Origin of the sequence: Kurthia massiliensis, from assembly GCF_000285555.1 — a bacterium.
GTDB lineage: Bacteria > Bacillota > Bacilli > Bacillales_A > Planococcaceae > Kurthia > Kurthia massiliensis.
In genome coordinates, this window is sequence record NZ_HE610998.1 from 339,538 (window position 1) to 358,739 (window position 19,202).

15 protein-coding genes are annotated in these 19,202 nt (G+C 40.6%); 5 read left to right on the forward strand and 10 right to left on the reverse strand.

What is annotated here, in order from left to right:
- Positions 1–265: 265 nt before the first annotated feature.
- Positions 266–646 carry a hypothetical protein gene (locus tag KMHG_RS09430; protein WP_010288997.1) on the forward strand — a complete coding sequence of 127 codons (381 nt, stop codon included), beginning with the start codon at positions 266–268 and terminating at the stop codon, positions 644–646.
- A 183-nt stretch (positions 647–829) separates the two neighbouring features.
- A complete protein-coding gene (locus tag KMHG_RS09435; RefSeq protein WP_010288999.1) occupies positions 830–1,228 on the forward strand; it encodes a PaaI family thioesterase in 399 nt (132 codons plus the stop codon).
- Positions 1,229–1,270: 42 nt separating this feature from the next.
- Here the strand turns inward: KMHG_RS09435 and KMHG_RS09440 are convergent, their stop codons facing one another.
- From KMHG_RS09440 to KMHG_RS09450, 3 genes are all read right to left on the reverse strand, one after another.
- A complete protein-coding gene (locus KMHG_RS09440) occupies positions 1,271–3,085 on the reverse strand; it encodes a DUF8508 domain-containing protein (RefSeq protein WP_010289000.1) in 1,815 nt (604 codons plus the stop codon).
- A 491-nt stretch (positions 3,086–3,576) separates the two neighbouring features.
- Complete coding sequence (locus KMHG_RS09445; protein WP_010289001.1) at positions 3,577–5,199, reverse strand: long-chain fatty acid--CoA ligase; 1,623 nt, start codon at positions 5,197–5,199, stop codon at positions 3,577–3,579.
- Positions 5,200–5,218: 19 nt separating this feature from the next.
- Entirely contained in the window at positions 5,219–6,340 is a 1,122-nt protein-coding gene (locus tag KMHG_RS09450) for a thiolase family protein (protein ID WP_010289003.1), read from the reverse strand.
- A 110-nt stretch (positions 6,341–6,450) separates the two neighbouring features.
- On the opposite strand from KMHG_RS09450, the gene KMHG_RS09455 reads away from it, so the two are divergent.
- Complete coding sequence (locus KMHG_RS09455; RefSeq protein WP_010289005.1) at positions 6,451–7,236, forward strand: ABC transporter substrate-binding protein; 786 nt, start codon at positions 6,451–6,453, stop codon at positions 7,234–7,236.
- A 34-nt stretch (positions 7,237–7,270) separates the two neighbouring features.
- Here the strand turns inward: KMHG_RS09455 and KMHG_RS09460 are convergent, their stop codons facing one another.
- Positions 7,271–9,016 (reverse strand): Hsp70 family protein, encoded by a 1,746-nt coding sequence (locus KMHG_RS09460; RefSeq protein WP_010289006.1) that lies wholly within the window; start codon positions 9,014–9,016, stop codon positions 7,271–7,273.
- A gap of 12 nt (positions 9,017–9,028) precedes the next feature.
- Complete coding sequence (gene grpE, locus KMHG_RS09465) at positions 9,029–9,784, reverse strand: nucleotide exchange factor GrpE (protein ID WP_010289007.1); 756 nt, start codon at positions 9,782–9,784, stop codon at positions 9,029–9,031.
- Between the two features lie 154 nt (positions 9,785–9,938).
- On the opposite strand from grpE, the gene ade reads away from it, so the two are divergent.
- Complete coding sequence (gene ade, locus KMHG_RS09470) at positions 9,939–11,654, forward strand: adenine deaminase (protein ID WP_010289008.1); 1,716 nt, start codon at positions 9,939–9,941, stop codon at positions 11,652–11,654.
- A 45-nt stretch (positions 11,655–11,699) separates the two neighbouring features.
- Positions 11,700–12,176 (forward strand): DinB family protein, encoded by a 477-nt coding sequence (locus KMHG_RS09475; RefSeq protein WP_010289009.1) that lies wholly within the window; start codon positions 11,700–11,702, stop codon positions 12,174–12,176.
- A gap of 38 nt (positions 12,177–12,214) precedes the next feature.
- Here KMHG_RS09475 and KMHG_RS09480 read toward each other — a convergent pair whose 3' ends face one another.
- From KMHG_RS09480 to KMHG_RS09500, 5 genes are all read right to left on the reverse strand, one after another.
- Positions 12,215–13,378, reverse strand: a complete 1,164-nt coding sequence (locus KMHG_RS09480) for a YbfB/YjiJ family MFS transporter (protein WP_010289012.1) — start codon at positions 13,376–13,378, stop codon at positions 12,215–12,217.
- A gap of 141 nt (positions 13,379–13,519) precedes the next feature.
- Positions 13,520–13,846 carry a hypothetical protein gene (locus KMHG_RS09485; protein WP_010289014.1) on the reverse strand — a complete coding sequence of 109 codons (327 nt, stop codon included), beginning with the start codon at positions 13,844–13,846 and terminating at the stop codon, positions 13,520–13,522.
- Positions 13,847–14,179: 333 nt separating this feature from the next.
- The gene (gene pruA / locus KMHG_RS09490; protein ID WP_010289016.1) at positions 14,180–15,745 is read right to left on the reverse strand and encodes an L-glutamate gamma-semialdehyde dehydrogenase; all 1,566 of its coding nucleotides are present in this window, start codon (positions 15,743–15,745) and stop codon (positions 14,180–14,182) included.
- A 127-nt stretch (positions 15,746–15,872) separates the two neighbouring features.
- Positions 15,873–16,850, reverse strand: a complete 978-nt coding sequence (locus tag KMHG_RS09495) for a proline dehydrogenase family protein (RefSeq protein ID WP_010289017.1) — start codon at positions 16,848–16,850, stop codon at positions 15,873–15,875.
- A gap of 168 nt (positions 16,851–17,018) precedes the next feature.
- Positions 17,019–18,713 (reverse strand): FAD-dependent oxidoreductase, encoded by a 1,695-nt coding sequence (locus KMHG_RS09500; protein WP_010289019.1) that lies wholly within the window; start codon positions 18,711–18,713, stop codon positions 17,019–17,021.
- Between the last annotated feature and the right edge of the window lie 489 nt (positions 18,714–19,202).

Genomic DNA, 19,202 nt, shown 5'->3' on the forward strand with positions numbered 1-19,202 from the left:
ATTTGTTCGGATAGAGACGGAATTGATACGCTTTATGTGGCATGACAAACACCTCCTTTTTCTCATATTATATTGAGAACAGATGTTCTTTTCAACAAATTGGCACGCACAAAAAGTTTGCGTTTGCATTCATCCCCTCCCTACTCACTACGTTCCTTGAGGGAGGGGTATTCTGCGAAGAAATGATAAAAGGTCGGACTTATGTGTGAATTGTTGAAAAATCGTTTACAATATATAGGTGCTTAAAAAGAAAGGAAGTTTAACAATGAAAAAAACAATGGTGAAAATCGCGAGTGCACTTGCATTGAGTGCGGCTATATTTACAGCTCCTAGTATTTTTGACAATGACGCAATGACAACTGCGACAGCCAAATCTTACACTTCCCCAAAACCTAATAGTTGGAATGGATTTAAATCTGTAAAGCTGAAAAAAGATATTTACGTATATAAAATGAAAAAAGGACGTTCTCATGCAGAAGACCGTCCATTGAAAAAAATAAAAGTGAAAAAGAATACAATCGTAAAATTAGAGGGCTGGTGTATGAGCTGTGGTGGTTCATATTATGTGAAATCGTCTAAAATGAAATGGAGTAAAACAGTCTATTATCAAACGTTCGCAGATCCGAACAAAAAATTCTGGTATTAAACGCTGCGTCATCATTCGTCTTTCAAAAATCGCTCCCACTTCTATTGATACGTGATTCTTCTGAATCTTCTTCTGAATCTATAGTATTTTTACACGAAAATATGCAGTTTTTCAAAAACAATGGTAATTTTCTATTGTTTTACTTATCATAATAATTAACATAGATTTAAGGGAGTTTTTTCTTTGACGACGAAAATGACGATTCAACAAGCATTTGAACATACAGAGCTTTGGAATACAATTGGCTTCGAATTTATTAAAGGTGAAAATGGCGAAGCCGAAACTGCGCTTACATTCCGCCCAGATTTAACGAACGTAGCTGGTACATTACACGGTGGTATGATGATGACGATGCTTGATAATACGATGGGTATTGCCGCTTATACACTTGGATTTGATGTAGTAATGACGATTCAAATGGAGACACGCTTTATCCGCCCTGTTCAAGCAGGTCGCCTACGTGCAACTGCTCATACGATTGATCGTACACGTACGACAGCGATTTTAGAAGGTCGTATTTACAACGAACAAAATGAATTAGTAGCGATGTGTACATCAACATTTAAAGGTGTTAATCACTAATGAAAAAAGGCTGAACCAATCAATGACGGTTCAGCCTTTTTGTTATTTCAATTTTAATTGCGCTAATACTGGATCGTGATCAGATGCGCGACCAGACTGCTCAGTGAAGTCGGCATTAACGTGTACAACGTCAATTTTTGCGCTACTTGCTAAACGTTTTGAAACGAGAATATGATCGAGTACTTGTGAGTTCCCTTGATACACATACGTGTAACGTTCTTTTTTCGGCACTTTTTGAATTAAGTTTTTCATACCGCTACGTTCAAATGTTTGAAGCGGCTTACTAAATTGGAAATCGTTATAATCTCCAACAGAGACGATGTTCGCTTTCGGATTCTTTTTCAATACATCTTGTACAAAACCACCGACGACATTGGCGATTTGCTGACGTTGTACTTCACTTGCTAAATTGACCGGTTGCACTTGACCGAATAACGGTGTATCACCACTTTTTGAATTCCAATGGTTAACGATTGCAATTAGTTCTTTCCCTTGGAATGTAAATGCTGCTGCGAGTGGCTTACGGCTATTTTCAAATGCTTTATTTGTTGGGTCAATGCGTCCTGGGTTCACATTTAACCCTTTCTTTTTATCGTACTGAACAGCTGTTGTCGCATCTCCCGCTTGACCTGCTTGCAATGAGACACGTGCTGGATTGTATAAGAAGCCCACGCGAATATTCGCGTTTGGCGCACCGCCATCTCCGTTGTTTTCAGGATCGATATTGACGTACTGATACGCCGGACCCCCTGCTTGTTCAATCGCTTTAATTAAACGTTCATACGATTCATTGGCGCGGCTATCACCTGCTTTAGAACCGTTGTTATCTTGTACTTCGGTTACGCCAACGATATCTGGACTATTTAAACTTTTAGCAATCGACGTTGCTAGTTTCATCGCTTTTGCATCAGACGTTTCCGATGGATTGTTTGAAAAGTTTTCTAAATTGAATGAACCGACTGTAACGCGATTTGATTTTTGTTTTAATGATGTCGTTTCAGGTGTTGCTTGTCCTTTTTCGTAAGCTTGTTTCATATCGTCAACTGATGTGAAAATTTTGTAATTGGCATAGCCATAGCCAACGACGCCTGTAATGGCTCCATTAAATAAGTCGCCTGTATTCACATCATATTTTGTCGCTTGGTCGCCAAATAGTTTAAACTGAACGCGCTCTGCATTCGGATCATTTTCACCGAATAACACGCCACCGTTTTTCGTATCAGCTTTTGTTGATTGCAGTACAGTGATCACGTCGCCATATTCTTGTGGACCTGTTGCACGTACATTTTTCACTGATACACGCATGCTCTCTAAGCTTTCCCAATAATCAATGGCGTCTTCTTTCGGGTCAAATTTCGTAAATTGATCGTTATCGATCACTTTTGGCAACGTTTTTTTCGTAATGTTAATGGCCTTTGGTAGCGCAACATTTTCTTGTTGAATCACTACTGCACCACCTTGATCGTCACGTGCGTTAATTTGCGTAACAGGTAAATCTGTTTTTTGCTTATCGCTATAGCCTTCAATATAGTATTCATCGACTTTACCGGTAACGGATACGAGATCGCCTACTTTAACGTCGTAACTATTTTTTCCGGTATAAACGGTAATCGCTTCTGATGTTTTATCATCATGATCTGCTTTTTTATCTGGTGTTTGCATATGGAAATAATACGCGCCCTTCAATTTATATGTGAATGTCACCACACCTTCCACTTGTTCAACTTTTTGACCGATATAACTCGACTGATGTGTTGCCGCTTGGATATCATGAATTTGTAATGTTTTTGCTGAAGCATTTTGACTCACGAGTAAACTCGCTGCAAGTAGTGAAGCTGTTAAAATGGAACGTTTCAAATCATTTCCTCCTCATCATACATCTGTATGACAAGTGTACAGAAAGTTGATACAACATGTAAGTTGCTATAGCCCCCATTATGAACGACAATTCACTAGGCTTAATTATCTAAATATTTAAAATTCTGTAGGTATGATAAAAAAAGCCTTGCCCGTAGACAAGACTTTTGCTCTTTTATAATGATTTCGTGAATACAAATATAATCAAGATGCTTTTTTAAAAATCAAATAGCCCTAAAATAATGCACGTAAATAGACTACATATAAGCCCTAACGATGCGACCATAAGCATACATATACTTCTTTATAAAATATATGCTAGCGCTAATAACACTAGTATATAGATGACCCACTGCTTCATTCCAATCAACATGCTTTATAACATTAAATATACTTATCATAATGCCACATACAAAACCTTGTGCGTACTTCTTGATATAACTTATCAAATCAACCTTAAAGAACTAAACAAATGTGTAGTTCTCCATTTTTTATTGTGGCAATTGATAATCTTTCATTTCTTCACGAAGCTGTGCTTTTAAAAACTTACCAACAGATGTTTTCGGAATTTCTTCTAAGAAAACGATATCGTCTGGAATCCAAAGCTTCGCAAAATCTTGCTGTAAATGCGCAAACAGTTCTTCTTTTGTAATATTTTGTTTAAACGCTTCATGTACGACAACACATGCTAATGGACGCTCTTGCCACTTCGGGTGTGGCACCGCAATAACAGCAGCTTCTGCCACTTTTTCATGCGTCATTAACGCATTTTCAATTTCAATTGACGAAATCCACTCGCCCCCTGATTTGATTAAATCTTTCGTGCGATCGGTAATTTGAATGTATCCTTCTGGTGTATAAACGGCGATATCTCCCGTATGCAGCCAGCCATCTTTAAATGCGTCAATTGTTCGTTCGTCGTTATAATATTGTGCCGCAATCCACGGGCCACGGACGATAATCTCTCCCATCGTTTTCCCATCGAATGGTACATCACCATTTTCATTAATAATACGTACATCGACGAGTGGTGAGGCAATACCTTGCAATGTGCGATTATGCATGATGGCTTCATGAGATTGCTTCGGTGTTTCGCTCGTATCAATTGTAATACTCACTAACGGCGACGTTTCTGTCATGCCGTATCCTGTATAGAATGTAACACCCCACGCATCAAACGCTTCGACAAGACTAACCGGTGCAGCAGAACCACCATTTACAATAAGACGCAATGTATCAATTTTTCGTGGTTTCGCTTTTTGCGCTTGCACAACACCGAGCCATACAGTCGGAACGCCGGCTGAAATCGTTACATCATATTCCTCAATTAAATCGAGTAATATATCTGGCGTGAAAAATGGTCCTGGCATAACTTGTGTAGCGCCAATATTGACGCAAGCAAATGGCATACCCCATGCATTAACGTGGAACATCGGGACGATTGGTAATAACGTATCACGTTCGCATATGCCAAACCCATCTGCAAACATAAGCGCTAAACTATGCAATACGATACTGCGATGCGTATAGACGACACCTTTTGGCATTCCTGTCGTTGCAGACGTATAGCACATGCCCGCTGGTGTATTTTCATCGAAATCATCTGAAAAACGATGCGTGGGATCGCCTTCTGCAACGAGCATATCGTAATCATATGCATTCGGTAACGTCGTGCTAGATAAATCGACATTGTCACCGCAAATGATGAACGTTTTAACCGTTTTAAGTTGCGGTGCTACCGCTTCAATGAGTTGCAATAGCGTCTGATCTACGAGTAAAATCTCGTCCTCTGCGTGATTAATGACATATACGATATGCTCCGGCGATAAACGAATATTTACCGTATGCAAAATCGCTTCGCTACATGGCACTGCAAAGTACGCTTCTAAGTGGCGATGGTCATTCCAGCAAAACGTCCCAACTTTCGTCCCCTTACTCATGCCTAACTTCGTAAGAGCAGACGCCAATCGACGCGTACGTTCACAATACTGTTCGTACGTAAACGTTTGTACAGTATTAGGAGCTGTGCGAGAATAAATCTTTTTATGGCCAAAATAACGTTCTGCGCGCTCAAAAAAACTCGTCAATAATAACGGTGTATCCATCATATGCATATTATTCGCCCCTTTATCGTTATACTTTTTCCAAAATCGTTGCGTTCGCCATACCCATTCCTTCACAAATTGCAATCAAACCATATTTTAAATCGTCACGATGCATACGGTGTACCATTGTCGCAACGAGTTTCGTCCCCGTTGCACCAAGTGGATGACCGAGTGCAATCGCACCTCCATCTGGATTAAGTTTCGCCATATCTGCACCGAGTTCTTTTGCCCATACAATCGGTACTGGCGCAAACGCTTCGTTTACTTCATATGTGTCGATATCGTCGATCGTTAAATTCGCACGTTGTAACACACGTTTTGTCGCCTCAATTGGCCCTGTGAGCATTAACGTTGGATCCGAACCGACAACGGTACGCGCAACGATTTTTGCGAGTGGTTGAATGCCAAGCGCGGCTGCTTTATCACTCGACATGACAACGACCGCAGATGCACCATCACTCATTTGCGATGCATTACCAGCCGTAATGACACCATCTTCTTTAAATACCGTCTTTAAACTACTTAACGCTTCTAAATCAGTTCCTGGGCGCGGTCCTTCATCTCGTTTAAAATGACCGACTGGTACGATTTCTTCATCAAAATGTCCAGCTTCAATCGCTTTAATCGCACGCTCGTGGCTTTCGACAGCGAACGTATCCAGTTCTTCTTTCGTCAGTTGCCATTTTTCCGCAATACGTTCTGCTGATAAACCTTGATGAATAATTTCGTGCTGTTCACGTAAGCGCTTACCTTCATGACCCCCATTACTATTCGCAAACATCGGCACGCGTGTCATACTTTCAACACCACCTGCAATGACGACGTCCATATCCCCTGCTAAAATCGCTTGTGCCGCAAAATGTACCGCTTGTAAACTCGACCCACATTGACGGTCAATCGTCACACCAGGCACTTCAATTGGAAAACCTGCCATCAACGCTGCAACGCGCGCAATATTCATCGATTGCTCTTGCGTTTGTGAGACACAACCTAAAATCACATCGTCCACAATACTTTTATCGATACCGGCACGCTTCACCGCTTCTTGTAAAACGTCTGCTGCTAAATCATCAGGACGCACATCTGATAAAGCCCCTTTGCGTCGGCCTACTGGTGTACGTACTGCTGCTACAATTACTGCTTCTCTCATAATAAAATCCCCCTTAACTAGCATTTTTTGTCTATTATTATGTATAATTCTACATGAAAGAGAAATAATTCTCAATTTTCTAAAAAATATTTTTTTCGAGGTGATATGACATGACCATTATTAACGATCATTTACAACGCACAATTGAGCTAGTAGAAGGACCACAACGTATCGTAAGCCTATGTCCAGCTATTACAGAAACATTAGTGACACTCGGTGCAAACGTTGTCGGACGGACAAAATATTGCATTTTTCCAAAAGAGCGCGTCGAGACGATTCCAACTGTCGGCGGCACGAAACAAATTGATATAGAAGCGATTGCTGCATTACAGCCAACATTACTTATTTGTGAAAAAGAAGAAAATACGAAAGAGATCGTCGAATCGCTTGAACAACGTTGGCCAACTTTTGTCTGTGAAGTGACAACAGTCGAAACGGCATATCGTATGATTGAAACGGTTGGTGCACTAGGACAATGTGAAGAACAAGCGCAACAATTAACAGTGAATATTCGACAAGCATTTCAAGCATTACCAACATTTAACGGACGCGTTGCTTATATGATGTGGCGCAAACCGTATATGGCTGTCGGGGCGACGACATACATTGATGATTTATTACATACACTCGGTTTTGAAAACCCCATTGCGTCGCTAGAAGGTCGATATCCGGCTGTAACGATTGAAGATTTGCAACAGTCGAACCTCGATTATTTACTACTATCGAGCGAACCATTTCCATTTAGTAAAAAGCATATAGCAGAATTCGAGCGTGTGTTACCAAACGAACGTATGTTATTTGTAGACGGTGAAATGTTTTGGTACGGCGCACGTATGTTAGAAGCTGCGCACTACTTCCAACAATTTTTAAACGACAAAAAAAGCTTTGAACATTGATTCAAAGCTTTTTTATCGAATTATACAATTATCATTATTCAATAATTTCCATTAACAAATCGAGTAGTTGTTCTTCTCGTTGTTTTACGACTTCTACATCACTATATTGAATGGCATGTTCTAACGAAGCAATCGCTTCATCAATTTTAACTGCTTGTTGTGGTGAGGCATTACGACGAACTTTTTTCGCCCGACGGATCACAACTTTCATCTCAGTAGCGAGTTTTGACTTCTCCCAATCATCAAACAATGCGAGTTTCGCTTCTTTTACTTGGCGTGATGACATAATGCCACGCTGCGCATCTAGCGCTTGTGTAATCGTGCGTCCTGTACTTAATATAGTCGCCTCGATATGAATGAGACCGTTGACATCGTAATGAAACGTAATTTCAACTTTTTCTTTTCCTGCAACGTTTTCAGGAATGCCATCGACAATGATTGGCGTGTCCGTGAGGCGCAATGCTTCATTGACGCGCTCATCGTCATCGTCGCCTTGATAAACGCCGATATCAATTGTCGTTTGGTTATCATTAACCGTATGATAGATTTTTTTCGCTGTTGCAGGAAGCGGTGCGTTACGACGAATTAAAATGTCAAAAAAACCGGATTCTCGTTTGCCGTTTACGATACGCAAAATATCCGTTCCTAATGTATATGGGCATACATCGATCACCATTAAACTCGATTCATTTGTGGTCGGCTGCGCCATCGCACCTTGAATTGCCGCGCCTAATGCAACTGCTTCATCTGGATTAATGTCTTTTTTCGCCTTACATTGGAAAGTTTGCTCGACAAGTTTTTGAACGAGTGGAATACGTGTCGCACCACCAATTAAAATGACGTCATCAATAGCCTCAATCGTTAACCCCGCATCGTCAATCGCTTTTTCAACATGGGTGAATGTCGATAACACATATGGGTGAATGAGTGCCTCAAATTCTACACGTGTAATCGTATAATCTAACGAAATCGGTGTGCCTTCATAGACAGCTAAAAATGGTAAATGAAACGCCGCTTCTTGCGCACTCGATAACGTTTTTTTCACATTTTCAGCTTCTAATTTCACCCGTGCATGACGCTGTGTAATTTCTGCGGGTGTCCCAAAGCTAAATAACGGCACATCGTATTGTTCTAAAAATTGTTCTGCGAGCCAATCGACGAGTAGACGGTCAAAATCCATACCACCGAGATGATTGTCCCCTGCGCTCGCTTTCACTTCAATTAAATCTTGATGTAGCTTCACAACACTCACATCGAACGTACCACCGCCGAGGTCGTATACAATCATATTTTTTTCGCTTTCTGGGTGGTCTAATCCGTATGCGATTGCTGCTGCAGTTGGCTCATTTAAAATACGCGCTACGTGCAACCCTGCAATCTCGCCAGCAATTTTCGTCGCTTTTCGTTGCGCATCGGAAAAATAAGCTGGGACTGTAATGACTGCTTCGGTAATTTTTTCACCTAAAAAATCTTCTGCCGACTGCTTTAAATATTTTAAAAAATGCGCTGAAATTTGCGCTGGGGTAAACGTTTCTTCACCTACTGGAATCGGCACATTTGTACCCATTTGTCGTTTAATTTCTAATACCGTTTGTTCAGGCAATGACGCATACTGATTTTTAGCTACGCTTCCGACAATCAGTTCTCCACTCGTATTTTTTTGAAACACAGATGGCGTCGTACGTTCTCCGCGCGTGTTCACGATGATTTCTGGTTGACCATTTTTCACGTAAGCCATTGCTGAATTCGTTGTCCCTAGATCGATTCCTAAAATCGTCATCTTATCCCTCCATTACATCACTGTCATCACTTTCGCTTCACGTAGTACGACGTGCGTATGTTTTATATAAAATCCACGTTCAAATACTTTACATACATGTTGCGCTGCTACATGGGGCGCAATTGTATGTGGTATCGTGCCAATGCTTATCATATGTTCACCATTTAATGGCTTATGTAACACATCGAGTTCATATACGTTAAAATGGGCAAGTTGTGCAACGAGCTGCTCCGTTAATAACGTCAATTGCGCAAATGCTTGTTGGGGCATCTCCGTTTGATGCAAACTTTCTATAAAATAATCAAACTGATCAATGAGTTCAATCGGTTTCGCACTATACTGTCGAATCAACCCGATGTCATCAATCGTAGATATATCGAGTTCGACGAGAGCAGTTAGCTTTTCAATCGGTTCATGAAGTGGGGCTAGCGCATCTTTTTCCATGACATGCATAAACGTTTGATGCGCACGTTGTACTTCATTTAATAGGTGCAACGATGCCCCTGCTTGTCGCATTTTTTTAATCAGCACAAAATATTTTTCTTCATCGTAATCGGCAATACGATCAAGTTTCGCGACATTCGTACGCAACGTTTGAAATGCTTCAAGCCATTTTTGGCGTGTGTGCGCTTGAAAACTATATGCTAACAATTGTTCAATCGGCTCTAGCATATCTTTCGCATAGCCACAATACACCATCGTTGCGTGACGCAAACGATCTTCTAACATCCATTCGATATATTGTCGTAATAACTGGTTGATCGCCATGTCACTGCCTCCTTATCGTTAATGTAACCGTTCCTTTCGATTTACAAACCTACATAACGTATCGTCTTATTGTACTACTTTTTGAATTTTCAAACATCAATATGTCGTTTTTTACCATTTAACTCGTTATACTAAAGAAAAAAGGAGTGATACGATGACGATGAAACGTAGAATTGCTGTCTCACAACAGCTCGAAAAAGCAGATATCATTATTCGAAATGTCCAAGTAGCTGACGTATTTTCCCTAACGTGGCGAACGGGTAATATCGTAATTGCGGACGGATATATTATCGCCATTGATACTGAAAATCGTTATGAGGCATACGAGGACATCGACGCGACAGGACAATTCGCAATTCCTGGCCTTATTGATGCCCATATTCATATTGAATCAACATTGCTCACACCGAGTCATTTCAGCAACATGATGTTTGAACATGGCGTCACAACCGCCATTACAGACCCACATGAAATTGCGAACGTCGCTGGGACGGCTGGTTTGCAATATATGCTAGATGATGCAACCAATAGCGCGATCGACTTGTTTTTCATGTTACCGTCTAGTGTGCCCGGCACTTCTTTTGAAAATAGTGGTGCGGTATTAACAGCTGACGATTTAGCCCCATTTTTACAACACCCCCAAGTGCTCGGCTTAGCTGAAGTGATGGACTATCCAGCTGTATTAGCCGGAGAAGATCATATATTGGCTAAAATACGAGCAACGGAAGACGCGAACTTAACAATTGATGGGCATGGCGCTGGTTTATCCGCACATCAAATTACAGGTTATCGTGCGGCAAACATTGCAACAGATCATGAATGTATTACTGCAGAAGAAGCGATAGACCGCGTTGCACAAGGTATGTACGTTTTTCTTCGTGAAGGCTCTGCTGCGAAAAACGTCAGCGATGTGCTCCCAGCTGTAACGTCTGCAAATGCACGCCGCTTTGGCTTTTGCACTGATGATAAATATGTCGATGATATTTTAATAGAAGGCACAATCGACCACATCGTCAGGCTTGCCATTCAACAAGGGATGGACCCATTACAAGCCATTCAACTTGCTACATTAAATGCAGCAGAATGTTACGGATTAAAACATCGTGGTGCACTTACAGCTGGCTATATAGCAGATATTGTCCTCGTCAGTGATGTAGCGAAAATGACGATTACTGAAACATTTAAAAATGGACAACGTACGAAACGTGCGAAAAATCCTGCTTCTATTCCCTCATCACTTCGCGAATCCGTTCATTTACCAGCGATCACAGCGGATATGCTAGCGATTCCGATGCAGCAAACGACCGCAAACATCATCGACATCGTACCGAATCAAATCGTCACGCATCATGCCATTTGCGACGTCCACGTACAAGACGGTTATTTCGTTCCTTCTATTGAAGATGATTTTTTAAAACTCGTCGTCATTGAGCGTCACCATCAAAAGCATACAATCGGGCATGCTATCGTTCGCGGTTTCGGCTTAAAAAGTGGTGCCATTGCAACGACGGTAGCACACGATTCTCATAATGCACTTGCAGTTGGTACAAATGATGCGGATATGATCGTGGCACTGGAAAGACTACAACTAATTCAAGGTGGCTTCGTTATCGTCAATCGTGGTCAAGTCATCGCTGAAATGCCGTTACCAATTGGTGGTTTAATGACAGATGTCGACGTACAAACAGCCGCCGATCAACTCACGCACGTTCATAAAGCGATCCAACAATTAAATCCAGCAATTGATTTTCATTTATTGCTCACATTGTCGTTTATTGCGCTGCCAGTTATACCTGCACTAAAAATTACAGACAGTGGCTTATTTAACGTTGAAACATTCCAGCACATTTCAATTGAGCATTTCAGCTAGTTCTATTACAATAAGACGGTACATAATTTAAAGGAGGTACATTTCATGTATCGCGTAGTATCAGATTTTACGTCCGAATGGGCACATGCGTCAAACGGCACACAAGCTGTATTAGATGTTTTAACAGATGAAACATTAAACCAAGCAATTGAAGAAGGTCACAACACTTTAGGTTGGTTAGGTTGGCATTTAGCGACTTGCCCAATGTTCTTCATTGGTAAAGCAGCAGGTATCGCATTAACACCAAACGGTAACCCACAAGAAGTACCGACATCAGCGAAAACAATTGCTGATGCTTACAAAGCGATTGCTGCAGAAATTAGCGAAAAAGTGGCTGCACTATCAGATGAAGACTTATTAGAAGAATTACCTTTCATTCAAGGGCCAACGCCTCGTGGTGCGATTTTGCGTATGTTTATCGACCACCAAACACACCACCGTGGTCAAATGACGGTATTATTACGTCAAGCAGGTCTTGAAGTACCACCAGTGATGGGACCAACGAAAGAAATGCAAAAATAATAAAAAATGAGCCACCTATGTTGGATGGCTCGTTTTTTTTATGTCGAAGCGGTACGTCTCGTTATCCACTTACCAATGAGCATCGTCATCAACGCAACAATGACCACAACACCTGCAAAACTTAAAGCGATTAATTGATTGTCATACCGTGCAACTAATTGACCGGCAATGAGTGGACCGATAATTTGACCGAGCGCGTAAAATGTCGTTAAAACAGAAACGACGACACCGCTTTGTTGCGGATATTGTTGTCGTGCATAAGATGTCGTTAACGTCACGATACCGACGAACGTCAAACCGTATAAAAATGCGGATATTAATACGCTCGGTACAGTTTGCGACCAAACCGGTAGTAAAATGCCGATAATTTGAAGCACATATGCCCCGACAAGTAACGTAACAGCAGCGTACTTTTCAATAAGCATCGTCCAAATTGGCGCAGATGGTACGACTGCTAATCCAACGATCACCCAACTATATCCCGCATATTGTGTTAAAGGTGGAATGTGATGGACGATATCAACGAGAAACGTACCCGTAATAATATAACCGAGCCCTTCTAAACCGTATGCCGCAATGAGCCACGGCATGAACCCTTTCATTAACGTCGTATCGGTTGTTTTTGGCACACGTGAAAGTGGCGGAATGTCTAACTGTCGCCATAAAATCGCAATCGTTATACTCAGTACTGCAGAAATAATTGCTAACCCAATCCAAGCGCGTTGCCAATCAAACTGTTCCACAAAAAATGGCACAGCCAAGCCGGAAATCGCAATGCCTAAACCGATGCCACTAAATAAATAACCTGCCCATTTGGAGAGCTGTCGTTGCGCCAAGTAGTCCATGACAATGCTAGACGTTAATACAAACATCAATCCACCTGTCACGCCTGCGACGAATCGCAACAATAACCAAATGGAAAATGCATCTACAAACCCCATTAACAATACAGAAAAGACGTTAAACAGCACACTCCAAATTAAAACGTTTTTGCGTTTTTTATACATAAAACCTGCTGCTAAAGCACCGATAAAATAGCCAATATAATTGCTAGAAGCTAAATAACTGCCTGCTTCAAATGTTAAACCTAAGTCTTGTCGCATAAACGGTAATACCGGTGTAAAAGCAAACCGACTAATGCCCATCGCGATGACCATTAAAAAAATACCACCGATAATAATGCCGAACGATTGTTTCGTCACAAAGCCACCCCGCTTCAATTGTACCAATTAATTCCAAATAACTCGATGAAAAATTTTATCAGCAATTACACGAAAAAACGTCAACCTTTTCGGCCTAGGCACAAAAAAGTTGACGTTTTTATGTGAATTACGAGCAAGTCGCTACTGTTTTGGACGTTCTCGTTTAATAAATGCATGAAGTAATTTTTTTGGTAATAAGCGTTCTAGTAATACTGCAATTAGACATACGACAATAAAGCAATATACAAAAAAGATGACACATCGTATAAAACTACTCAAATCGCTTTCTAAAATCCAATTGTCTAAAAAATGATAGCCGATAATCATGACTGCAAATAAGCCACAATACGATAGTAGGGCAATAAAACGCTCCTTCAGCGTTAATTGTCGAATAATAGCGCGCTTTCTAACCATTTGGATTACGAGTAGCAGTACAATCGCTGTAATTAAAATCCCTCGTAAAACCATGCGCATCCCCCCATAAATTAAGTTCTGATCCTATGTAACGGACTGTTCTTATATCTATATTGTTCCCACTTTCGCATAAATTCAAGCAATATCGTCGCCTATCATAAAATTTAATAATGAAGTTAATTTTTTTAACAATCATTTATGAAAATCGCCTATTTTTTCATATATATTATAAAAAAGGCTACGACAAAACATTCGTCAATAAGAAAAGACATTCATGATTTAAGTAAAATCGTGAATGTCTTTTTTCGTCTGTTAGGGAGGCATTTTAGCGGGCATCTTTTATATACTGCGCTCCAAATTCGATAGCCAATTCTTTATGAATGACGATTAACGTAATGCCGTTGAAATTGATTTTGATTGCATGTGCAACGTAATAAAGTCTGGCCCGCCTGCTTTTGAGCACGTGCCTGACATGTTGTATCCACCAAACGGTTGATAACCAACAATTGCCCCTGTACAACCTCGGTTAATATATAAGTTACCAACGAAGAAATCTTGACGCGCTTGTTCGATATGCGCTTCGTTGTCAGAAATAACTGCTCCTGTTAAACCGTATACAGTATTATTGGCAATTGCGATTGCTTCATCAAAGTTTTCTGCTTTCGTGAATGCAACGATCGGTCCAAAAATTTCTTCTTGCATGAGACGCGCAGTCGGTGAAACGTCTGCCACAACTGTCGGGTGAACGAAATAACCTGTTGCATCATCAGCCGTACCACCCGCAACGATACGTCCTTCTTCTTTTGCGATATCAAAATAACTCGTAATTTTTTTAAATGCCGCTTCATCAATGACTGATGCCATGAAATTCGTATGATCTTGCGGGTCCCCAATCGTTAATTCATTCGTCAACGCAACGACTTTTTCGAGCACTTCATCGTACACATCGGCATGTGCAACGACACGAGAACATGCAGAACATTTTTGCCCAGAGAAGCCAAACGCAGATTTTACAATCGACGTTGCTGCTAAATCTAAGTCTGCTTCATTATCGACGACGATCGTATCTTTACCACCCATTTCAGCAATGACACGCTTAATCCAAATTTGACCTTCATTGATTTTAGCAGCGCGTTCGTTGATGCGTAAACCGACATCTCGTGAACCCGTAAATGAAATGAAGCGTGTACGCGGGTGGTCGACTAAATAATCGCCAACTTCACTGCCTGGACCTGGAATGTAGTTCACAACCCCTTTTGGCAGACCGGCTTCTTCTAAAATCTCCATAAATTTGTAAGAGATAATTGGTGTTGTCGATGCTGGTTTTAACAGTACCGTATTCCCTGCAACTGCTGCGGCAACCGTTGTCCCTGCCATAATTGCAAACGGGAAATTCCAAGGAGAAATGACGACGCCGACGCCAAGTGAACGGTATTCAAATTCATTTTTCTCTCCATCTCGTGAATTGACTGGCTTTCCGTCTTTTAGCGCCAACATTTGACGTGCATAATATTCCATAAAGTCGATAGCTTCTGCTGTATCGCCGTCCGCTTCTGCCCAAGGTTTACCGGCTTCAATTGTCATAAGTGCAGACATTTCGTGACGGCGTTCTTTCGTAATTTCTGCGGCGCGTAATAAAATGGCGGCGCGCTCTTCAGCAGGTGTTTTACTCCACGATTCAAACGTCGCATCTGCTACTTGCATCGCGCGTTCTGCTAGTTCAACATTCGCCTTTGACACTGTCCCAACGACTTCTGTTTTTTTCGCTGGGTTGTAAGAGGTAATTTTTGCTTCCGTCGTTACCCGTTCGCCACCAATAATGAGTGGATAATCTGTTCCTAACGTCGCATTCACTTTTTCCAATGCTTCTTTGTATGCCCTTACATTTTGTTCATCACTAAAGTCCGTCAGTGCTTCTGTTACGTAAGCTGGTAAATTTTTTACATCGATCATATGAAATTCCTCCCTTTATTGGAAAAGTGCCAAATTTTTATGCACATTTATTTTTATTAATTTTATTTTAGTGCATATTTTTTAAAAATACAACATTTTCGATTATTTAAAACACATCAAATAGCATTTATCGCTTTTTATAACATTGGCGTGCAACGATTAATCCCGCTACGACAGCGAGTATCGTATTCGTTTTTTTCGTAAAAACTTGTTTTGTTACAAGCGCTAAATTTTGCGGGCGCTCAGCTAAACGGCGCATAAAATACCCATACCAGTCTTCACCGAAAGGCACGTACGTTGTAAAGTGGTAGTCTTTTGCTAACGCTTCTTGAAGATCCGTTCTAAAACCATATAACATCTGAAATTCGAATCGGTCTTTCGGAATGTTATGGGCTGCCACAAATTTTTTCACATGCTCTATGACGCGATGATCATGCGTTGCAACCGACGTATATTTCGAATGCAATAAGCTATACTCCAGCAACTGAATGTAATGTTCATCAATCGCAGATTTTTCGGTATAAGCAACCGTTGATGGCTCTTTATACGCACCTTTTACGATACGTAGTCGGAAAGACGAATACTTTTTCAAATAAGTCATCGCCTCATAAAAGTATGCTTGTATGACCGTTCCAACGGTATCCGGATATTCGGCATGCACCGCTTCTAAAATCTCAAATGTCGGTTGTAAACGGGCATGGTTTTCTTGGTCTAAATTAATGAAAATACCGTATGCGTGTGCTTTTTTAGCAATTTCTAATACGTTGTCCAAACAAAATTTCGGGTCAATGTCGAGCCCTAATTGTGATGGCTTGATAGAAATATGAGATTGCACTTGATTCGCTTGAATTGCGTCAAGGACTGCCAAAATTTGTTGCTTAGCCGCTGTCGCTTCTTGACGATCACTTACGAACTCGCCTAAATTATCGACCGTCGTTTCAATACCTAATGCGTTTAATCGTTTAATTGTCGCAATTGTCTCGCTTATATTTGTACCTGCTACAACAGATTGTGCGCCTAATTTTAAGCCAAATTTTTTAGCGCCTTCGTTTAGCAATGGATTTTCAGATAACGTTAAAAAGAAATTTTTTAATTTGTCAGCCATATGAACAACCCCTTTTATGTGATTTGAATTGAAGCGTATAGCATTTTTTTGTAATTTGCAACTCATTTTTTATCGTTAAAACGTAAATTTTCTACAAAACAACGATTTTTAAGCACAAAAAAAGAGAATGACAATTTTTCTGTCATTCTCTCTATACCTTATTGGGTATTATTTGAAATTATAGCCTGTTACGATAGGTTCACGTCCTGTTGTCATATCGCGGAAGTATTCGTGTAAGCTAATACCTAAAAATGAACCGGCTACGTTTTTCACATTTGTGAATCCAGAACCTTTTAATGCAACTGTTGCATTGTAACTACGTTGTGCAGAACGGCAGTAAACATATACTGGTACATCTTTCGGAATTTCATCTAAACGATCACGTAATTCACTTAACGGAATGTTGTGCGCACCTTTAATCATACCATTTTTCAATTCGCCCACTTCACGAACGTCAATAAAATATGCACCTGATTCGACTAAGTGACGTACGTCTGATACGTGTACTTGTTCGAAACGACCTGCTAATAAGTTATCTGCGACAAGTGCTGCCATATTGACGACATCTTTCGCTGTACCGTACATCGGTGAGTATGATAATTCTAAATCTTTTAAGTCATCTACTGTACCGTCAAATGAAATTAATGTCGCCACGACATCAATACGTTTATCGACATTCCCTTTACCGATCGCTTGCGCACCAAGAACTTTTGTCGTCTTTTTATCGTATACAAGTTTAAAATGCATTGGGTTACTATTTGGCATTAAGCCAACTTTATCTGCTGATAATACGTATACGCTATCGACATCGAAGCCCGCTGCTTTTGCCACGCGTTCATTAATCCCTGTCGTTGCACAGTTGAAATCAAAAATTTTAATGCTTGATGAACCGATGACACCGCGATGACGGTTTTCAATGCCATACATATGATCAGCGGCAATACGCGCTTGTTTTTGCGCAGGGCCAGCTAATGCAAGACGTGTTTTTTCATTTAAAATTTTGTGATGGACTTCAATAGCATCGCCAACTGCATAAATAGATGGGTCGCTCGTTACGTAATGTTCATCAACTGCAATCGCACCTGTTTCACCGATCTTTAAGCCTGCTTTTTCTGCAAGCGTCGTATCTGGTTTCACCCCGATAGCAAGTACAACTGCATCAGCTTTTACGACTTTACCTGATTGTAGTGTCACTGTTTGTTGTTCGATTGACGCAAGGCCATCTTCTACGATTAATTGAACGCCTTTATCGTGCATTTCTTTATGAATGATTTGAACCATATCATCATCAAATGGCGCCATTACTTGTGGTGCGAACTCGATTAACGCAACATCTTTTCCAGCAAGGCGTAAGTTTTCAGCAACTTCTACACCGATAAATCCGCCACCGATCACAGCGATGTTTTGCACGCCATCTCGTGTAACATATTGTTGTAAACGTTCAATATCGACAACGTTACGTACTGTAAAGACGTGATTGCTTTCTACACCTGGTAGTTGTGGCACGATTGGTTTTGCCCCTGGTGATAATACTAATGTATCGTATGATTCTTCGATTGTTTGTTGTTTCGCATGGTCGTAAATTTCGACCACTTTGCGAGCTTTATCAATATTGACCGCTTCTTGGAAAACGCGCGCTTCAATATTATATTTCTTTTTAAATTGTACAGGGTCCATCATTAATAACTTTTCACTTTTCGGTACAATCCCACTTAAATGGAATGGTAACGAACAGTTTGAAAACGATACGTGTGGCCCTTTCTCTAACATGACAATTTCAGCTTGCTCATCTAAACGACGTACACGTGCTGCTGTTGAAGCACCACCTGCGACACCACCGATGACAACGACTTTCTTTGACATTCAAATCCCTCCATATTTCTTTCTACACCTACTATATACCGCTAGGGGTATGAAAACAACTATTTACAATCAAAAAGCGACATACAACGAAAAGTAATACACTGAAAAATCAAAATATTTCTCCATATTCCGACAAACACCGAGTTGTCGCACACTAAATTGTATCCATAAATTCAATTTCCCTTGAAAATCCTGTTGTTCCGCTACAAAAACACCGTCATTCGGTAATTGCTGTTCGTAACGTTCACATAATGCATAATACTGTTGTACATAATGCTCATCTATTAAAAACAAACTATTCTCAGCTATTTTCATCATATTCATGAATGGTCGATAGTTCTTCTCGTAACATATCACAAAACAATCGCAACACTTCTAAAATTCAGAAATATTTTTAAATAATAGCACATATATCCATCTAATGGCTACCATCATGACCTACTTTTTGCTTATTGAACTACCCCCACTTAGCCGTTCTTCGAACGTTGA

Excerpts from the sequence above, each read along its gene's own strand:
- KMHG_RS09430 (WP_010288997.1), top strand. The coding sequence starts at position 266 with ATGAAAAAAACAATGGTGAAAATCGCGAGTGCACTTGCATTGAGTGCG.
- KMHG_RS09445 (WP_010289001.1), bottom strand. The coding sequence starts at position 5,199 with ATGCATATGATGGATACACCGTTATTATTGACGAGTTTTTTTGAGCGC.
- KMHG_RS09450 (WP_010289003.1), bottom strand. The coding sequence starts at position 6,340 with ATGAGAGAAGCAGTAATTGTAGCAGCAGTACGTACACCAGTAGGCCGA.
- KMHG_RS09455 (WP_010289005.1), top strand. The coding sequence starts at position 6,451 with ATGACCATTATTAACGATCATTTACAACGCACAATTGAGCTAGTAGAA.
- KMHG_RS09460 (WP_010289006.1), bottom strand. The coding sequence starts at position 9,016 with ATGACGATTTTAGGAATCGATCTAGGGACAACGAATTCAGCAATGGCT.
- grpE (WP_010289007.1), bottom strand. The coding sequence starts at position 9,784 with ATGGCGATCAACCAGTTATTACGACAATATATCGAATGGATGTTAGAA.
- ade (WP_010289008.1), top strand. The coding sequence starts at position 9,939 with ATGACGATGAAACGTAGAATTGCTGTCTCACAACAGCTCGAAAAAGCA.
- KMHG_RS09475 (WP_010289009.1), top strand. The coding sequence starts at position 11,700 with ATGTATCGCGTAGTATCAGATTTTACGTCCGAATGGGCACATGCGTCA.
- KMHG_RS09485 (WP_010289014.1), bottom strand. The coding sequence starts at position 13,846 with ATGGTTTTACGAGGGATTTTAATTACAGCGATTGTACTGCTACTCGTA.
- pruA (WP_010289016.1), bottom strand. The coding sequence starts at position 15,745 with ATGATCGATGTAAAAAATTTACCAGCTTACGTAACAGAAGCACTGACG.
- KMHG_RS09495 (WP_010289017.1), bottom strand. The coding sequence starts at position 16,850 with ATGGCTGACAAATTAAAAAATTTCTTTTTAACGTTATCTGAAAATCCA.
- KMHG_RS09500 (WP_010289019.1), bottom strand. The coding sequence starts at position 18,713 with ATGTCAAAGAAAGTCGTTGTCATCGGTGGTGTCGCAGGTGGTGCTTCA.